11 protein-coding genes and 1 tRNA gene are annotated in these 16,902 nt (G+C 66.8%); 9 read left to right on the forward strand and 3 right to left on the reverse strand.

Annotated elements, in window-relative coordinates; genetic code table 11:
• Positions 1-18 precede the first annotated feature (18 nt).
• Positions 19-1,311, reverse strand: coding sequence for an ATP-binding protein (locus tag ACQY5K_RS18620; RefSeq protein ID WP_428118499.1), 1,293 nt, complete (start codon positions 1,309-1,311; stop codon positions 19-21).
• Positions 1,304-4,126 carry a TrlF family AAA-like ATPase gene (locus tag ACQY5K_RS18625; RefSeq protein WP_428118502.1) on the reverse strand — a complete coding sequence of 941 codons (2,823 nt, stop codon included), beginning with the start codon at positions 4,124-4,126 and terminating at the stop codon, positions 1,304-1,306. Before ACQY5K_RS18625 ends, ACQY5K_RS18620 begins: the two co-directional genes overlap by 8 nt.
• Before the next feature lie 202 nt (positions 4,127-4,328).
• Here ACQY5K_RS18625 and ACQY5K_RS18630 point away from each other — a divergent pair, with 202 nt between their 5' ends.
• The 4 genes from ACQY5K_RS18630 (at position 4,329) to ACQY5K_RS18645 (ending at position 11,850) form a co-directional block, all read left to right on the forward strand.
• A complete protein-coding gene (locus ACQY5K_RS18630; RefSeq protein ID WP_428118505.1) occupies positions 4,329-7,880 on the forward strand; it encodes an indolepyruvate ferredoxin oxidoreductase family protein in 3,552 nt (1,183 codons plus the stop codon).
• Positions 7,881-7,943: 63 nt separating this feature from the next.
• Complete coding sequence (locus tag ACQY5K_RS18635; protein WP_428118508.1) at positions 7,944-9,050, forward strand: prephenate dehydrogenase/arogenate dehydrogenase family protein; 1,107 nt, start codon at positions 7,944-7,946, stop codon at positions 9,048-9,050.
• Complete coding sequence (gene aroA / locus ACQY5K_RS18640; RefSeq protein WP_428118511.1) at positions 9,047-11,158, forward strand: 3-phosphoshikimate 1-carboxyvinyltransferase; 2,112 nt, start codon at positions 9,047-9,049, stop codon at positions 11,156-11,158. Before ACQY5K_RS18635 ends, aroA begins: the two co-directional genes overlap by 4 nt.
• On the forward strand, positions 11,155-11,850 hold the full coding sequence (locus ACQY5K_RS18645) for a lysophospholipid acyltransferase family protein (protein WP_428118514.1): 696 nt from the start codon (positions 11,155-11,157) through the stop codon (positions 11,848-11,850). The genes aroA and ACQY5K_RS18645 overlap by 4 nt, the downstream gene beginning before the upstream one ends.
• A gap of 46 nt (positions 11,851-11,896) precedes the next feature.
• On the opposite strand, the gene ispH is transcribed toward ACQY5K_RS18645, so the two are convergent.
• Positions 11,897-12,940 (reverse strand): 4-hydroxy-3-methylbut-2-enyl diphosphate reductase, encoded by a 1,044-nt coding sequence (ispH, locus tag ACQY5K_RS18650; RefSeq protein WP_428118517.1) that lies wholly within the window; start codon positions 12,938-12,940, stop codon positions 11,897-11,899.
• A 104-nt stretch (positions 12,941-13,044) separates the two neighbouring features.
• Between ispH and ACQY5K_RS18655 the strand changes: the two genes are divergently transcribed.
• The 5 genes from ACQY5K_RS18655 (at position 13,045) to ACQY5K_RS18675 (ending at position 16,851) form a co-directional block, all read left to right on the forward strand.
• Positions 13,045-14,553, forward strand: coding sequence for a DUF512 domain-containing protein (locus ACQY5K_RS18655; protein ID WP_428118520.1), 1,509 nt, complete (start codon positions 13,045-13,047; stop codon positions 14,551-14,553).
• Positions 14,550-15,977 carry a ribosome biogenesis GTPase Der gene (der, locus tag ACQY5K_RS18660; RefSeq protein WP_428118523.1) on the forward strand — a complete coding sequence of 476 codons (1,428 nt, stop codon included), beginning with the start codon at positions 14,550-14,552 and terminating at the stop codon, positions 15,975-15,977. Before ACQY5K_RS18655 ends, der begins: the two co-directional genes overlap by 4 nt.
• The gene (locus ACQY5K_RS18665; protein ID WP_419920420.1) at positions 15,974-16,192 is read left to right on the forward strand and encodes a DUF2970 domain-containing protein; all 219 of its coding nucleotides are present in this window, start codon (positions 15,974-15,976) and stop codon (positions 16,190-16,192) included. Before der ends, ACQY5K_RS18665 begins: the two co-directional genes overlap by 4 nt.
• A gap of 92 nt (positions 16,193-16,284) precedes the next feature.
• A tRNA-Pro gene (locus tag ACQY5K_RS18670) sits at positions 16,285-16,362 on the forward strand.
• 105 nt (positions 16,363-16,467) lie between these two features.
• Positions 16,468-16,851, forward strand: coding sequence for a DUF427 domain-containing protein (locus ACQY5K_RS18675; RefSeq protein ID WP_428118526.1), 384 nt, complete (start codon positions 16,468-16,470; stop codon positions 16,849-16,851).
• Positions 16,852-16,902: the final 51 nt, after the last annotated feature.

A 16,902-nucleotide genomic window follows, 5' to 3' on the forward strand; every position in this document is an offset into this window, starting at 1 on the left:
TCGGCCGCCTCGGCGGTGCTAGAGGTCAGTTGAAGCTGAAGCTGGTGAGTCGGGATCTGCTGCATGGATAGTAAGCCGCAGCTCCGACTCGTCCAACACGCTGAACTCCGGCTCGCGTCCCGAGAGCGCGACGCTGTTGTCAAGGATGATCGGAACCCCTTCGCCCCGCTTCTCCATGAAATGGGAACGACCGATTGCGAGCCACTCTTCGTCAGGTATTGGGCATCTCGTCAGGAGACTGCAGAGCGTCTCATTGCGTGCCGTCTGCCGGTAGCGCAGCGAGTCGACGGTCAGGGAGTTCGCAAGCGCGCCGGGCGAGTACAGCTCAAGTCGGTCAACGAAGAGGCGGAGTCTGATCTTCGAGCCGTGAACTGCGTAGTCCCGATGGGCGACGGCGTTAACCACCGCTTCGAAGACAGCGGCCATGTCGTACTGGGGGCGGTCGACGCGGCCGACAGTTTTCATTGCGGCGCGGTTCATGTTGCGCGCAACGAACCGGCAGGCGTCGATGATCTGGCGATCGAGTGGTCCGTAGATGTCTGCGGCGTCTAGCTGGTACGCATCAGTCCTCGAACCGGTCTGGACCGAGCTGCCGCGATAGGCGACGGCTTGGACGTACGCGTTCCGAATCCAACGGTGCGGTTCGTTGCTTCCCATGAGCACCCCGGTGACCGTCGGCCTCAATTCTCCGTCATCTACGGACGAAGCCATGCCGAGTTTCGTGAGGAAGATCTCCCGGATTGGCTCTGACCGAGGGGTCTGGAATCGCTGCCACAGCGATGGGGCGAGGTCATCGAGGCTCGCGGCGCCGACCACCTGCTCGTCGAAGCGAATCAGTCGGGCCTGGCTGCGCTGCTGGAAGAGGCGAGCGAGGAATTCGGACGACATGGCGCGCTTGGAATCCGCAACGCGGTGCAGGTAGCCGCCTGGACTGCGGTGCACGAACAAGCTTCGCGGCACCTCCACCTTGACCACGTCGACGGCCTGTCCTGTGCCGGTCGGCAGCGACAGTCGGTCTAGGACGTACTGCTCGAGCGGCGGAGTGATCTTGTCGTTGCAGACTTCCTTCACGAAGTCGACGACACTGTCGAGCCGGTCCCTAGGAATGCCCACAAGATCCCTTGATTTGTCCTCGACACCGAGCACCACAACGCCGCCGCGGCGGTTAGCGAATGCGGCGATCTCGTCAGCCAGATTGTCCCTCGCCGGCCCAGCGATCTTGGCACCAGAGAACCGCACTTCCTTCAGTTCGAGAAAGCTCGTCTCGCCGAGCCGAATGGCGTCGAGCAGTTCCTTGCGGGAATCAAACATCGCCAGACCCGGTCTCGAGTCTGCGATAGCGACGTTCGAGGGCGTCCCGGCCTCCCTCCATCACACGGCACACCTGGTCTCGCATTTGCGTGCCCTGCAGTGAACCCGAGTGCACGACCTGGCACTGGCCGGCAGCGAAGTCGAGAACATGGAGCATCTCGGCGTCGCCATTGACGACGATGTTGGGATTGTGCGTAACCGCGATGATTTGTCGACGCAGCTTGTTTTCCCGCATTTGCCGCACTACCAAGCTGTAGATCAACTGATTGTCGAGGTCATCCTCGGGCTGGTCGAGCACTAGGGGTTCGTCACCGTGCGCAAGCAGGAATGCGAGCATTGCCGCCGACCGCTGGCCAGCCGAACCTTGTCCAATCGGCACGAAGTCCGCGCCATTGCCGCCGCGGCTGTGTTCCACCTGGAGGCTGTCGGGAGGGAACCACGTCAGGAGTCGATCGAGAAACTCGGGGCTCTTGTCGCACTCGCGTTGGAAGTAGTTGTTGAAGTGTCCGCCGAAGACCACTTCTCCGCGACAGGCGCCGATGAACTGCTGACGAAGTGTGGCCAGCCGCCTCTCGATCTCGCTCTGGCGTTCGTCGAGCGCTTGGGGAAGACCTTCGAGCAGCCGATTGATGATTCCCTCGCCCGATGTCGTCTCGCTCGAGCCTCCGATGTCGGCGCTGAAGCGGTCATCCTCAACATTGATCGCTTCGCGCAACGAACGCTCGGCCGCGCGTAGGTCGTCTCCGTACGCGACAAGCCTGATTCGCACAAATTCGTTCTGCGCGAGTGCTTGTGCGAGAAAGTCGATCCGCGCCTCGCTGACGGTGCGTCGCGCCTGCGCCACGACACGCAGCTGAGCTACTTGCTGTTTCGCGAGGTCGTCCCGCTGTGCTCGCAGCGCAATGAGTCGGCCGACCTCCTCGGTCAATCGCTGGCGCTCTTGGACAAACTCCGCGTGCTGTGCAGGATCGCCGATGCCCTGATCGTCGAGCGTTGCGACAGTTTGGTCGTAGGCCTCACGAATCCGGTCAACCGCGACGCGCCATGCACTGTTCCTCAGTTCGGACCGCAGTCGCTCGACCTGCCGGCGCCCCCGCGCTGCTGCTTGCCGCAACTCCTCCGCTGCAGTGGTCACGATGGAGTCCAGTTGCTCGATGATCGCGACCGCGGTTTGGTCGTCCTCGGCGTCCGCATCGAACAGGTCGGCAGGTACGTCCTCCGTGCCTAATTGTCCAGCGATCTCGTCAACACGTGCGAGCGCTGCGTCGGCCACGTCGAAGTGCCGGTCGAGTTCGCGACGTTGACGTTCGGCCTCTCGGTGCGACTGCAAGGCCGCTGCATGACCAGCGCCTTCGAACGCCTCGAGCTTCCGGTCGGTGTCTTCGAGCGCGACGTCAACCTCGCCGCGGCGACTCAGTTGCCGATCGAGCTCGCGTAGCCTCGCTCGCGTCTCGTTGAAGCCTTGCTGCGCCGTGATCAGACTGTCCGCTCGGTCGGCGGTCCCGGCACCGTCATCAATGAGGTCGAGCAGTGCCCGCTGGTTGTCGCCCGCGAGTTCGGCGATCTGGCCTTGGCTGAAGATACGGACGGGGAAACGCTCTGGAGTGACGTGCTGCGCCGACGACTTGGTCCAGTCGCCGCCGTGTGAGCGGTCCTCCACCACCCGGTCAGCGTCACCGCCGTCTTGGTTCCAATGCACTCGATGATCGACGTGATCGCGGACCAACGTCCATTGAACGCGAGTTTTCTCTTCGAGACCTCCCTCGGCACCGCGATCGCGGGGGACTTGGGCAAATCGCTCAAAGGTGACGCGGGCTGAACTGCGCTCGTCGAGGTTCTTGAGCTCTGTTTCCCGGCGAGCTGCGAGACGCAGGCAATGAAGCACGGTGGATTTTCCCGTACCTCGACCTCCGATCAGAACGTTGAGCCACGGACTGAATCTCACCTCTGCCGTCTGGCCGCGGCCCATATAGCGCGCGTCGGCGATTTCGATCGCTCGGATGTGGTGGGCGGGTAGCAGCGGTGGCATCGCGGGTTCAGACACGTCGCTGCGCTGCACGGAGAATCTCTCGCCGTCGAGGAGAGCCAAGCGAAGCCCCTCAATGGACGGTTCTTCCATCTTGATCCACGTGTAGTGGGACCCCGGATGCTTGTGACCGTTGCCACCCGAGAGCCTGTGGGAATCCGAGCCCAACACCTCCGCCCACGCGAGACGGTGCTGCCGATAGAGATCGTGCTTCGCTGCCGAACTGTCCGCGACTTCGACGGCGAACAAGTAACCGCTGGTCAGCACTGGCTCCAACGTGTTGCCTGTCAGCTCCCAGAGACCCTTGTCTCGGTCAACGTGGGCTGGGATCGCAATTCCGCCGAGATCGACGATTTGTTTCACGACCTCGATGACGGACTTATCGGCCGCTTGCTTGTTAGCGCCTCGTTCGCCGTGGTATCCGACGGCGCCGAGCAGGCTGTCGATGTCGCTGGCCTGCTTGCTGGGATCGAAGATGGCGAGCACATGCGTGCCGCCGCTTGCGGTGACCTCGACGCCAGGGAACAGATAGAGAGGTCGATACTCAGCATGCGACTCGTCCTCCAAGCCGTGCACGGCCGACTTGAGCCGATCGATCCATTCGCCGGAATTGTGATCAGTGATCGCGACGCAGTCGATGCCCGCCCGCATGAAATCAAGCAGCCAGTCTCGTGGCGTTACCGTGTTTGGGTCGCGATAGTCAGACGATGCAGGGGTGTGGGTGTGGAAGTCGAACTTCCACCAGCGCGCCCCCGGGTAGCTCCAAGAACTGGCGTCGTGGGCTGGCATGTGCCCAAGGTAGCGAGCGCACGTGGTCGGACTGGTGCTGATGTGCGGATTGAAGCGACGGCGGGCTTCGAGACGCTGAATCGCGAAGTGTTGAGCGTTGACGGTCGGCAGGGGCAGATTGGCTGCTTCGGGTTGCACTGCCCAGCGGCCACAATGGGGTCATCGAAGTCACAGCTGCGCACTCAACCCCCGGAGTATCGTGATGAGCCTCGCAGAGACGTACCGGTTGTCGGGGCGCTATACCGACGACCACGGCATGTCGTTCATGACCGGGCTGCAGGCCTTGGCCCGGCTGCCGATCGAGCAGCTGCGGGCCGACCGTCGAGGCGGACTGCGCACCGCTGCGTTCGTGTCGGGATATCCCGGCTCGCCGCTGGGCGGCTACGACGCTGCGGTAGCGGCGGCGCGTGCAGCGACTGATCTGCCGATCGTCCATTCGCCCGCCGTGAACGAGGAGCAGGCCGCCACTGCGGTCATGGGCAGCCAGCTGGCCACGACACGCCCCGACGCCCGCTACGACGGCGTCGTCGGTATCTGGTACGGCAAGGCCCCTGGCGTGGACCGTGCCACAGATGCGCTGCGTCACGCGGTGTTTGCGGGTGCGGATCCACAGGGCGGCGCAGTGGCCATCGCCGGCGATGACCCGGCCGCCAAGAGCTCGACCATCCCGTCGAGCTCGGCGGGCACCATGGCCGACCTGCACATCCCGGTGCTGTATCCGGGCACCCCCGCCGAGGCGCTCGACCTGGGCCGCCATGCGATCACCATGTCGCGTGCCACCGGCTTGTGGACGAGCTTGAAGATTGTGGCCGACGTCGCCGACGGAGCGGCCACCGTGCTGCTCGACCCGGACCGCTTTGAACCGACCATTCCGACCATCGACGGCGAGCCGTACCGGCACGCACCCGACGGCTACCTGCTGACGCCGCACACGGTGGACATCGAGCGCGAGATCATCGAGGTCAGATATCCGCTGGCCATTGCCTATGCCGCGGCGAACCGGCTCAACGAAGCGACCGTCGACCCGCCAGACGCCTGGATCGGGATCGTGGCGTCAGGCATCACCTACCGCGAGGTACGCGAGGCCCTGCGACGGCTCGGGCTGACCGATGACGCGTCTGTGCACGGCGCGGGCATCCGGCTGGTCCGCATGGGCATGCCCATCCCCTTCAGCGCCGAGCGGGCACGACACTTCGCGCGAGGGCTGTCCGAGTTGTTCGTTGTCGAGGAGAAGAGCCCCAATATCGAGTCGCTGCTGACCGACGCGCTGTACAACCAGTCGCATCATCCCCGCATCGTCGGCAAGGCCGACGAACAGGATCGGATGCTGCTGGCATCCCATGGCGCACTCACCGCCGACGAGCTGATCGGACCGCTGCGCAGCCGCCTGCGCGAACGCATCGGCGACCGACTGGTGCCAGAGCCGCCGCAGCGGGTTCGTATCGAGTTGCCGCTCGCGCAGAGTCGCAGCCCGTATTTCTGCTCGGGATGCCCGCACAACCGCTCGACGGTGGTGCCGGACGGCTCGCTCGTGGGCGCCGGAATCGGCTGTCACACGATGGCGTTGCTGATGGACCCCGACCGGGTCGGCGACATCGTCGGACTGACATGCATGGGCCAGGAAGGCACCCAGTGGGTTGGGATGGAGCCCTTCGTCGAGACGCGGCACATCTTCCAGAACCTCGGCGACGGAACCTACTTCCATAGCGGCCAGCTCGCCATCACCGGAGCGGTCGCCGCCGGATCGAACATCACCTACAAGCTGCTGTGGAACCGTGCCGTTGCGATGACGGGCGGACAGGACCCCGCCGGCCAGCTGAGTGTGCCCGATGTCGCTGCGGCACTGCTCGCGGGCGGTGTCGCGAAGGTGCTGGTGACCACCGACGACCCGTCCGCCTACCGCACCCGGACCCTCCCCGCCGGCGTCGAGGTGTGGAGTCGCGACCGGCTCGACGAAGCTCAGGAATTGCTGGCGGGCATCGACGGCGTGACCGTGCTGATTCACGATCAGCAGTGCGCTGCAGAGGCGCGCCGGCATCGCAAACGAGGAACACAGCCCACGCCGACCCAGCGCGTCGTCATCAATGAACGCATCTGCGAGGGATGCGGGGACTGCGGCGACAAGAGCAATTGCCTGTCGGTGCAGCCCGTCGACACTCCCTTCGGGCGCAAGACGCGCATCGATCAGACGACCTGCAATCTGGATTACTCCTGCCTCGACGGCGACTGCCCGTCATTCATGACCGTGATCCAGGCGGGGCCGCTGCGCACCGCGGTGCGCGAGATGCTCGCACCGCTGCGTCGGCGCTCGTTGTCCGGCGACGACGCCTCAAGTTCCCGAGCCGAACCGCCCGCCGAGTTGCCGGCGCCTGTCCCCGTCGTGGGTCCTGACGCCGTGTCGGTGCGCATGTGCGGGATCGGCGGCACGGGCGTGGTGACGGTCAATCAGGTGCTCGGAACAGCGGCGATGTTCGACGGTTTCGAAGCGCGAGGCCTCGACCAGATCGGTCTTTCGCAAAAGGCCGGCACTGTTGTCGGCGATCTGCGATTCACCCGGCTCGACACGCCCACCACGGCGAGGCTAGGCAGCGGTCAGGCCGACGTGATCCTGGCCTTCGACCTGCTGGTCGCAGCCTCGGCGGCGGGCCTCGATGTGGCCGATCCGCAGCGCACTGTGGTCGTCGGCTCGATTTCGGCGACGCCGACGGGCGCAATGGTGGCGGACCCGACGATCGACATGCCCGCAGCCGACGAGCTGACCGAGCGTGTCGCTGCGGTCACACGAGCGGATTGCCGACACTGGGCCGACGTGAGCGCGATCGTGACGGCGCTGTGCGGCTCGGCAGTCACCGCCAACGTCTTCGTGGTTGGGATGGCCACCCAAGCCGGTGCGTTGCCGCTGACTCCGGCCAGCATCGAAGCCGCCATCGAGCTGAACGGCGTCGCGGTCGCTGCGAACCTCGCCGCGTTTCGCTGGGGTCGCACGATGGTCGCCGAGCCAGCACTGGTCGAAGCCGCCGTTGGCGCGGCGGTGCCTGGCACCGTCGACGATCCCGGCGCCAACGTGCCGGACGGCCTCGCGGAGCGCGTGGGATCACTGGCAGGCGGCAGCCTGGCAGCGGAGGATCTGACGCGTTTCGTGGCTGAGTTGTGCGCCTACCAGTCGTCCAGGCTCGCAATGCAGTACCTCGACGCCCTCGAGCCCGTGGCCCGGGCGGATCGTGGAGCCGGCGATGGCTCCCGCAGGCTGACAGCGGCCGCGGCAGCGGGGCTGTTCAAGCTGACCGCCTACAAGGACGAGTACGAAGTTGCCCGCCTCATGTGCGATCCCGCGGCGAACGCAGTGGCTGCCGATCTGGCGGCGTCGAGCGGCGGGGTCGTCGCATGGAAGCTGCACCCGCCGGTGCTGCGGGCGCTGGGCCGAACCACCAAGGTGCGCATCGGCATGGCATGGCGGCCGGTGTTCGCACTGCTTGGCCGCGGCAAGCGTTTTCGAGGCCGCTGGTTCGACCCGTTCGGGCACACCGAGGTACGCCGCACGGAGCGTGCGCTTCGAGGCGAGTACCTCGCGGGCGTGGGGGCCGCATGCGCAGCGCTGGAACGCGACCCGGGCGCCGCCCGCTATGAACAGGCGGTCGCCGTCGCCGGATTGGCCGACAAGGTGCGCGGCTACGAGGACATCAAGATGGCCTCCGTGGAACGATTCCGCACCGCGCTGGCCGAGCGAGTCGAGGAGCTGGCTGAGCCGGATTGAGGCGTCCGACCCCTTGCATGGGTGTTTCGGGGAGGCTCGGGCACCATCGGTACCCTTGCGTTCGTGGCCGTGGATTCGCCTTCCAACTCGCATGATGCAAGTTCACCGAAGCGCGCCCAAGTGGTCGGCACCGGGCTCATCGGCGGCTCCGTCGCCGCTGCGCTGCGAAAGTCCGGCTGGCACGTCACGGGTCGAGATGAAGTGGTTGCCCATGCGCAGCGAGCGCTCGAACTCGGCTGCTTGGATGCGGTCGGGACCGACACTGAGGCCTCGTTCTGGGTCGTCGCGGTGCCCACAGCGCGCTTGACCGCAGAAGTGAAACGCGCGTTGGCTCACAGCGCCGCGGCCGCAGCTGTGGTGACAGACACGGGCAGCGTCAAGACGGCAGTGTCGGAATCGGTCAGCGACCCTCGCTTCGTGCCTGGCCATCCCATGGCAGGCTCCGAGCAAGAAGGTGTCGACGGAGCGAACCCTGACATGTTCGCCGGAGCGGTGTGGACGCTCACGCCCACCGACGCCACCGACGATCACGCGCTGCGCACCTGCCAGCGGGTGCTCGCGGCATTCGGCTCCGATGTGGTCACGATGACTCCGCAGCGCCACGACGCGCTCGTTGCCGTTGTCAGCCATGTCCCGCACCTGACAGCGGCGTCGCTCATGTGCCTTGCGGACGACCGGGCGCTCGACGACGCACCCCTGCTGCGGCTCGCCGCTGGCGGCTTTCGCGACATGACCCGCATTGCAGCCGGCCACCCTGGTATCTGGCTCGACATCTGCGGGGAGAACCGCGACGCCATCGTGTCGGTGCTCGACGAGCTCGCCGAGCGTCTGGCGCAGGTCCGTGATGTCGTGGCAACTGCGGATCGCGATGGCCTGCGCGACGTGCTGACCCAGGCGCGCCGAGCCCGAACAAACCTGCCGTCTCGCTATGTCCGTCCCCAGGAGCTGCTCGAAGTGCGGGTGCCGATTCCGGATCGCAAGGGCCAGATTGCCGCCATCACCATGCTCGCAGCCGACTGCGATGTGAACGTCGCGGACATCGAGGTGGCGCACTCGCCCGAAGGCTCCGAAGGCGTGCTGGTGCTCGTGGTGGCACGCACCGAAGCCCAGCGCTTTCTGGCTGCGCTGGCGGGGCAGGGCTACCACCCGACGACGCGCGATCTGGCATGACCGCGGGGCGGATCATCACGCCCTTCGTGAGCGGTGCTGCCGGCACCGCGGCGGTGCCCGGATCGAAGAGCATCACGAACCGGGCGATACTGTGCGCTGCGTTGGCGCAGGGCCGCAGCACTCTGGACGGGGCGCTGTTCGCCGACGACACCGAGGCCATGATGGGTGCAGCTGTCGCCGTCGGCGCATCGGTGACACCGGATCGGTCCAGCGGCCGTGTCACTGTCGATGGCATTGCCGCTCGACCCGGTGCGCCCGCAGCGGGAGCCACCAACGACGAGCCGGGCCGGGTCGCAGCGCGGGCATCGGGCACCACGGCTCGCTTCGTGCTGCCAGTGCTTGCAGCACTCGGCGGTGGCTGGGTGCTCGACGGCGACGCGCAACTGCGTCGGCGTCCGTTCGCCGAGCTGATTGCAGCGTTGCGGACCATGGGCGTCGGTATCGGTGAACTCGGTGTCCCGGGTTGCCTGCCCATCGAGGTGTCGCCGCAACCGACTGGGGCTGGCCGCCGAGCCGCGAATGGCGGAGAATCAAGCGGGCCGCGGCATCGCTTGGAGTTGCGAGCCGATGTGAGCAGCCAGTTCACCAGCGGTCTGTTGCTCGCAGGTCCGCTGCTGGGCGGAATCGACGTGCAGATCCACGATGTCGCCGGCGCCGTTAGCGCGCCCTACATCGACATGACCGTGGCGGTGATGACTGCGTTCGGCGCCCAAGTCGCGACACCAAGTCCGGGCCGCTACGTGGTGCAGGCGCGGGACTACGTCGCTTGCCACTACGAGATCGAGCCGGATGCCTCGACAGCCAGCTACTTCTTCGCTGCCGCGGCGCTGTGCGGCGGCTGCGTGCGCGTCGACGGACTGGGCCAAAGCAGCATCCAGGGCGATGTGCGGTTTGCACAGGTCCTGGGGGAGATGGGTGCAAGGGTCGCGGTCGGTGACAGGTCAATCACGGTCGAAGCACCGCAGGGTGCAGCGTCACTTCGGGGCGGCCGGTTCGATCTGCGCGATTGCTCCGACACGGCCCAGACGCTGGCCGCCGTCGCTGCATTCGCCGAGGGCACGACGCACATTGGCGGGATCGGCTTCATCCGCTGCAAGGAGACCGATCGCATCGGCGACACGGTCGTCGAGCTGACTAAGCGAGGCGTCGAGGCCAGCGCGGAGCCTGACGGGATCATCATCCGTCCCAACGCTGCTGCGATGCGCGCTGGCCGGGTCGACTGCCATGACGATCACCGCATGGCGATGGCGATGTCGCTCGTGGGCCTGCGAGTCGCCGGAGTGGAGATCGACGATCCCGGTTGCGTCGCAAAGACCTTCCCGGGATTCTTCGAGGCGCTCGAGGCGCTGCGTGCAGCTCCGGGTGAGCGCGATGTTTCGACGAAGCCGGTGATCGCCATCGACGGCCCTGCCGCGTCGGGAAAGTCGAGCGTGGCACGGGCGGTTGCCGCCGAGCTGGGCGTCGACTATCTCGACACCGGAGCGATGTACCGCGCCGTGGCGTGGGCGGCCCTCGAAGCTGGCGTCGATCCCCATGACACCGACGGGGTCGCGGCGGTCGCACTCTGTGCGGGAATCGACATTGCCAACGAGTGCGGTGCGCAGCTCGTCACCGTGAACGGTTCTGACGTCACCGACGCCATCCGGAGTCCCGAGGTGGACCGCAGCGTCAGCGCGGTGGCCGCCAATCCTGCGGTGCGTCGCGTCCTCGTGCAGCGCCAGCGCGAGTGGGCGCGCCAGATCGGCGGCGGCGTCATGGAGGGCCGCGACATCGGCAGCGTCGTGTTCCCCGATGCAGAGCTCAAGGTGTTCCTCACGGCGACGCCGATCGTGCGAGCGGCGCGGCGTCTCACGCAGCACGACGGCGAATTCTCAGCATCTCGCGCGACCTCGGCGACCGACAGCGATGCCGTGCAGAATCTGGCGGCCGATCTGGACCGCCGCGACCGGCTCGACTCGGCACGAGCGGACTCCCCGCTGCGCGTCGCTGCCGGCGCGGTCGTCGTGGACACGAGCGACATGGCGTTCGAAGAGGTTGTCGCCGAGATCGTCGAGCTGCATCGTGTTGCGGTGACCCCCAGCACGCAAACGACGGAGGCGGTGCAGTGAGTGACGACGACGCAGCGGAGTTCGATCCCCGCAACGGGCTCGTGAACCGCATCACCTATCGCACGCTCAAGTACCCGGCCTGGGGGGCTTTCAAGGCTTGGAATCGCATCACGGTGGAGGGCTTGGAGAACCTGCCGTCGGGACCGTGTGTGTGGGTACCGAACCACCGCAGCTACATCGACACTCCGATTCATGCCGCGATTCCCGCCCAGATGCGGGTCATGGGCAAGGACTCCATGTGGAAGTACCGCCCGGTCGGCTGGGTGTTCACGACGGTGGGATGCTTCCCCGTCAAGCGTGACGCACCCGACCGGACAGCGCTGCGGACCGCGCTCGATGCGCTGCGCTACGGCGACTGCCCGGTGGTGATGTTCGGTGAGGGCGAGCGCAAGGACGGCCCGCGCGTGCACCCGCTGATGGACGGCCCGGCGTATCTCGCTGCGAGAGCCCAGGTGCCCATCGTTCCGGTCGGCATCGGCGGCTCGGCGGCGGCGATGCCGCGCGGCGCCAAGTTCATGTACCCACGCCGCATTCGCATCGTTGTGGGGGAGCCGATGGATCCGCCGCAGCTCGGCAGCTCCGGCCGGGTGTCTCGGCGTGCCATCACGGCTACAACCGAAGAGCTTCGAGAACGCATCCAAATCCTCTTCGACGAAGCCCAAGCCAGGGCCGGCACTCCCAATCAGCACTGAGACCGGGAGCGGGGCAGCCCCACTCGGCCACGCAGCACTCGGTCTCTCAGCCCGCCGTCGCCGCGAGGGAGGCGAGGACGTCGCTGGCTGCGGTGGTGCGATCTGCGGCTGCGGTTCGGGCACCGGCGGAAACCGCAAGGGTCGCGTGCACGGCGGTTTCCATCGCCCCCAGCAGCTCTCGCAGCTCTCGGGGTGGGGGGAAGTACTCGTCCTCGTCGGTGATGGAGATCTCAGTGGTGCCCTCGGAAGGCGCGAGCGCGGTGATGACCTCGGTGACGAGTTCTTCGGGTGCTGAGGCGCCGGCGGTCACGCCGACCGTGCCGCAGAGATCGTCGGGCAGCTCGGCGGCCGCGTTCACCCGGTGCACTCGCTCGCAGCCTGATTCGGCCGCCAGCTTGGCCAACGCCATGGTGTTCGAGGAATTCGCCGAGCCGATGACGACCACCGCGTCGCAGCGTCCCGAGATCTCCGACAGTGCCGACTGGCGGTTGGTGGTGGCGAAGCACAGGTCAGACCGGCCTGGCATCCACACGTCGGGAAAGCGATCCTTGGCAGCCTCGAGCACGTCGGACCAGTCGCGGTGACTGAGCGTCGTCTGTGCGAGCACGGCCACCGGGGCTTCGGTGTCTTCCAGGTTGGCAACGTCGGCCGGTTCGGACACGAGCGAGATTGAATCGGGCGCCACGGCCATGGTGCCGACTGCCTCCTCGTGACCCTCGTGACCGACATAGACGATGCGATAGCCCTTCGCAGAGCGCACCCGCACCTCGTGGTGCACTTTGGTGACCAAGGGACACACAGCGTCCACGACGTAGCCGCCTCGGCGACGTGCTTCGTCGACAACCTCGGGCGCAGAGCCGTGCGCAGACAGCATGATCGGGTGTCCGGGCGGCACCGCGGCGACATCGTCGACGAACACCACGCCTAGGCGTTCGAAGCGATCCACGACGAGGCGGTTGTGGACGATCTCGTGGTAGCAGTACACGGGCGGCGGGAAGGTGCGCACCATCCACGCCAAGGCCTTGATGGCCATCTCCACGCCGGCGCAAAAGCCGCGTGGTGCGGCCAGCAGCACCCGGTCCACGCGCACGGCGTTGACACTATCGAGCGCCCGCTGCCCCGAGGCCGGCGGCGCATGTGCGGCCGCTATTCGCTGCCCATCCGCTCGGCCTCGCCGCTTCCTATCCTGAACCCATGTCTCGGCCGGTCGTGGTCGCGGTGGAACCCGGCTCGGCGGCCGAAATGGCCGGACTCGCCGTCGGCGACGAAGTGGTGTCGATCGACGGTGTTGTGCCCACTGACGTCATCGCGTGGCAGCTCATGCTCGACGAGGCTGACCCGTGCGTTGAAGTCATGCGAGCGGGGCGCCAGGTCCGCCTCGACGTCGGCAAGGACGCCGGCGCGCCGCTCGGAGCGGAAGTTGACGCTGCCATCTTCGACCGGGTGCAGACATGTGACAACCACTGCGAGTTCTGTTTCATCTACCAGTTGCCGCCTGGGCTGCGCCGCAGCCTGTACCTCAAGGACGACGACTACCGGCTGTCGTTCCTGTACGGGAATTTCACAACGCTGACCCGATTCACCGAGCTCGATCTCGAACGCGTGCTCGACGAGCGATTGTCGCCGCTGTACGTATCGATTCACGCCACCGACCCCGATGTGCGCACGCGGATGCTCCGCAACCGGCGCGGTGCGTACAGCCTGAGGTGGCTCGGTGCCTTGCTTGACGGCGGCATCGAGGTGCACGGCCAGATCGTCGTCTGCCCTGGCGTCAACGATGGCGAGGTGCTGGCCGACACCCTGATTGGTGTGCTGGACCGCTTCCCGACGCTTTCGACGCTTGCGGTCGTGCCGCTGGGGGTGAGTGCACACCAGCGCGAAGCCGCCATGCGGCCCCACACCGAAGCTGAGGCGACCGCGGTGATCGACCTCTGCGAGCAGTGGCAGGAGCGCTACCTCGGGGTGCTGGGCCGACGCTTGGTGTACGCGGCCGACGAGTACTACCTGCTCGCCGGGCGGCCGTTCCCGGCAGCGGAGACTTACGGCGATTTTGCGATGCACGAAGATGGCATCGGCATGGCACGCGCCTTCGAGCAAGAGTTCTGGGCGGCCACGCCGGATGCGGCCCCCAACGGCGCTGCCGCTCCCCGGCAACGAGCGCCGGCAGCCGGATTCTTCTCATGGGTGGACGGAGCGCCCGCAGCGGGCTACCGGGCGGTACGGGTGCCGGGCCAAGGCGCCAACCGCAGCGGCGAATTGCCCCCAGCCGGCGTGCGGGTCGAGCTTGCGCCTGCGTCGCGGCGATCCCAGCCATCGAAACGGGGCGGGGCCAAGCCAGTGGGAATCCTGACCGGGTCATACGGCGCTGCGGTGCTGCGTCCGCTCGTCGCTCGGTGGCAATCGGGCGCTGCGGATCGAGTTCCGGTGCGCATCATTGAGATCGAGAACAGGTTCTTCGGCGGAAACATCGGCGTGACCGGCCTGCTTGCCGGAGCCGATATCGGCCGGGTGCTCGCCGACGAGCCGGACGCGGCCCGATACGTGCTGGCCGACGTGTGCCTGTCAGGCGGGAAGTTCCTTGACGGCACGACCCCTGCGGAACTGCCGCAGCCGGTTGAGATCATCCCAACCAACGGCGCTGCACTGCGCTGGCTTCTGGACGCAACGACTGCTCAGCCCATCGACGCGGGAACGGCTCGATGAACAACAGCGTGGTCGCCCGCGAATCGGTCCAGGGCGCGCCCGATGCCGGGGGGCCCCTCGGCAACGCCTTGCAGACCGTCGGCATTGTCGGGCGGCCCAACGTCGGCAAGTCGACGCTGTTCAATCGGCTCGTAGGCCGCCGCGAGGCCGTCGTGGCACCCCAGCCAGGAGTGACCCGGGATCGCAAGGCGGCCGAGGCCGCCTGGCGAGGCCATGCGTTCAACGTGATCGACACGGGCGGATGGTCCCAAAGCGGCGACACCCTTGATGACAAGGTGTCGGAGCAGAGCGAGCGAGCCATGGCTGACGCCGATGTGCTGCTTCTCGTGGTGGACGTGACGGTCGGGATCACCGAGCCCGACGCTCGCATCGCCTCACTGCTGCGTCGCAGCGGCAGACCGACGCTGGTGGTGGCCAATAAGGCAGACAGCGGCGCGCGAGATCACGGCGTCTGGGAGTTCAGCCGTCTCGGGCTCGGCGAGCCCTGGGCGGCCTCGGCGCTGCACGGCCGCAACGTCGGCGACTTGCTGGATCGGGTCATCGAGCTGCTGGAAACCGCCGGGGGCATGAGCATTCGTGACGACGGCGTTCAACCTGAGTCGGCACCGAGCTTGGAGCCCGCGCCGGGTCCCGAATCGCCAGTTCCCGACCCGGACGAGTCGATCCCGTCAGTGGCGATCGTCGGGCGGCCGAACGTCGGCAAGTCGACTCTGTTCAACCGGCTCATCGGAGATGAGCGGGCCGTGGTGCACGATCGTCCGGGCACGACACGCGACACCATCGATACCTTGGTCGAGACCGACGCAGGCCCGGTGCGCTTCGTGGACACTGCCGGCATGCGGCGCAAGGCCCGCGTCGACACCGACACCGAGTACTACGCCAATCTCAGGGCGCTGCGAGCCATTGACGCCTGCGACGTGGTGATGCTGGTTGTCGATGCCACCGAGGGCGTCACCACGCAGGACCAGCGCCTCGCAGAGCGCATCGACGCTGCAGGCTGTCCGATCGTCGTGCTCCTGAACAAGTGGGAAACCGTCGACACCGAGCATCGGGAGATGGTGCTCGCAGACCTGGCGCGCCGGTTGCACTTCGTCGGCGAGTCGCCTGTCCTGCGGATCAGCGCGCTCACCGGTCGTGGCGTCCATCGGCTGGTGCCCGCGATCGACGCCGCTATGGAGGCGTACGAATCGAGGGCTCCCACCAGCAAGGTGAACGACATCATCAAGCGTGCCCAGTCCGCGCAGCCTGCACCGGGTGGAGCCCGAGTGCTCTACGCGACCCAGGTCGCCACGCAGCCGCCGACCTTCACGCTGTTTGCGAACCGGGAAATGCCGGCCACCTACCTGCGCTATCTCGAGCGCCGCCTGCGCGAGGAGCTGGGTCTGGCGAAGACCCCGCTGAAGCTGCGAGTTCGGCGTCGATGAGACGTCGATCTGGCGACACCGGTCGACCGGCTCGAAAGCGGGCCGGGACCGTCGACCGCCGCCTTGGCCCCGGCGCGCGCAGCGAGGCTCGCCGGCAGCGGGACAGGCGAGGCGGAGCTCCGTGGCATTTCTGGCTCGTCGTGGTGATGGCGACGGTCTATTTGGGCTGGCGGGCCGTTGAGGGTGTGGTGTGGCTCGTCGAATGGATCGTCTGAGCGGGCATTCCGCCGGCAGCGACGCAGAAGTCGACGCAGCGCCAAATCGAAGAACTCGCTGCAGCACTGAGGCGGTATCGTGCCTGCCGAGACGGGCTGTGGCGCAGTCTGGTTAGCGCACTGGTCTGGGGGACCAGGGGTCGGAGGTTCAAATCCTCTCAGCCCGACCACAGCGGGGCCGCTGTGGCGCACTGCCACAGGATCGTCGCCGGCGCCGTCGCAGTCGTGCGTGTCCTGCCAAGATGTGTGCGGGTCCGATCGATGGGGGCGAACCGATGAGCAGCACGACGACAAATGAAGCCGGTGCCAAGCGCGAGCATCGTCGACCGGAGATCCTCGTCGAGCCCGTTAAAGGACGCTTGACGGTCCACGTCGACGGCGTGATCGTGGCGGACACGACCGCAGCGGTCGTGCTCACTGAGGGGCGACTGCCCCCGCGGCACTACCTGCCTGCGCCGGACGTGCACATGTCATTGCTGAGCTCCACTGACACCTCGACGCATTGCCCTTGGAAGGGCGATGCGAGCTACTGGTCAGTGACGGTGAACGGCAAGACGCACCCCGACATCGTGTGGTCGTATCCCGATCCGATTGCCGAGATCGCCGGGTTCATGAGCTTCTATGCCGAGCGCGACGAGGTGGATCTGGCAGTCACCTGAGCCATCGTCGTCGCGCCAGCTGGCGCATCGGTCGTTCGGAGCCGAACCGGC

Source organism: Candidatus Poriferisodalis sp., assembly GCF_965262965.1.
Lineage (GTDB): Bacteria > Actinomycetota > Acidimicrobiia > Acidimicrobiales > Poriferisodalaceae > Poriferisodalis.

Excerpts from the sequence above, each read along its gene's own strand:
- ACQY5K_RS18620 (WP_428118499.1), bottom strand. The coding sequence starts at position 1,311 with ATGTTTGATTCCCGCAAGGAACTGCTCGACGCCATTCGGCTCGGCGAG.
- ACQY5K_RS18625 (WP_428118502.1), bottom strand. The coding sequence starts at position 4,126 with ATGCCAGCCCACGACGCCAGTTCTTGGAGCTACCCGGGGGCGCGCTGG.
- ACQY5K_RS18630 (WP_428118505.1), top strand. The coding sequence starts at position 4,329 with ATGAGCCTCGCAGAGACGTACCGGTTGTCGGGGCGCTATACCGACGAC.
- aroA (WP_428118511.1), top strand. The coding sequence starts at position 9,047 with ATGACCGCGGGGCGGATCATCACGCCCTTCGTGAGCGGTGCTGCCGGC.
- ACQY5K_RS18655 (WP_428118520.1), top strand. The coding sequence starts at position 13,045 with ATGTCTCGGCCGGTCGTGGTCGCGGTGGAACCCGGCTCGGCGGCCGAA.
- der (WP_428118523.1), top strand. The coding sequence starts at position 14,550 with ATGAACAACAGCGTGGTCGCCCGCGAATCGGTCCAGGGCGCGCCCGAT.
- ACQY5K_RS18665 (WP_419920420.1), top strand. The coding sequence starts at position 15,974 with ATGAGACGTCGATCTGGCGACACCGGTCGACCGGCTCGAAAGCGGGCC.
- ACQY5K_RS18675 (WP_428118526.1), top strand. The coding sequence starts at position 16,468 with ATGAGCAGCACGACGACAAATGAAGCCGGTGCCAAGCGCGAGCATCGT.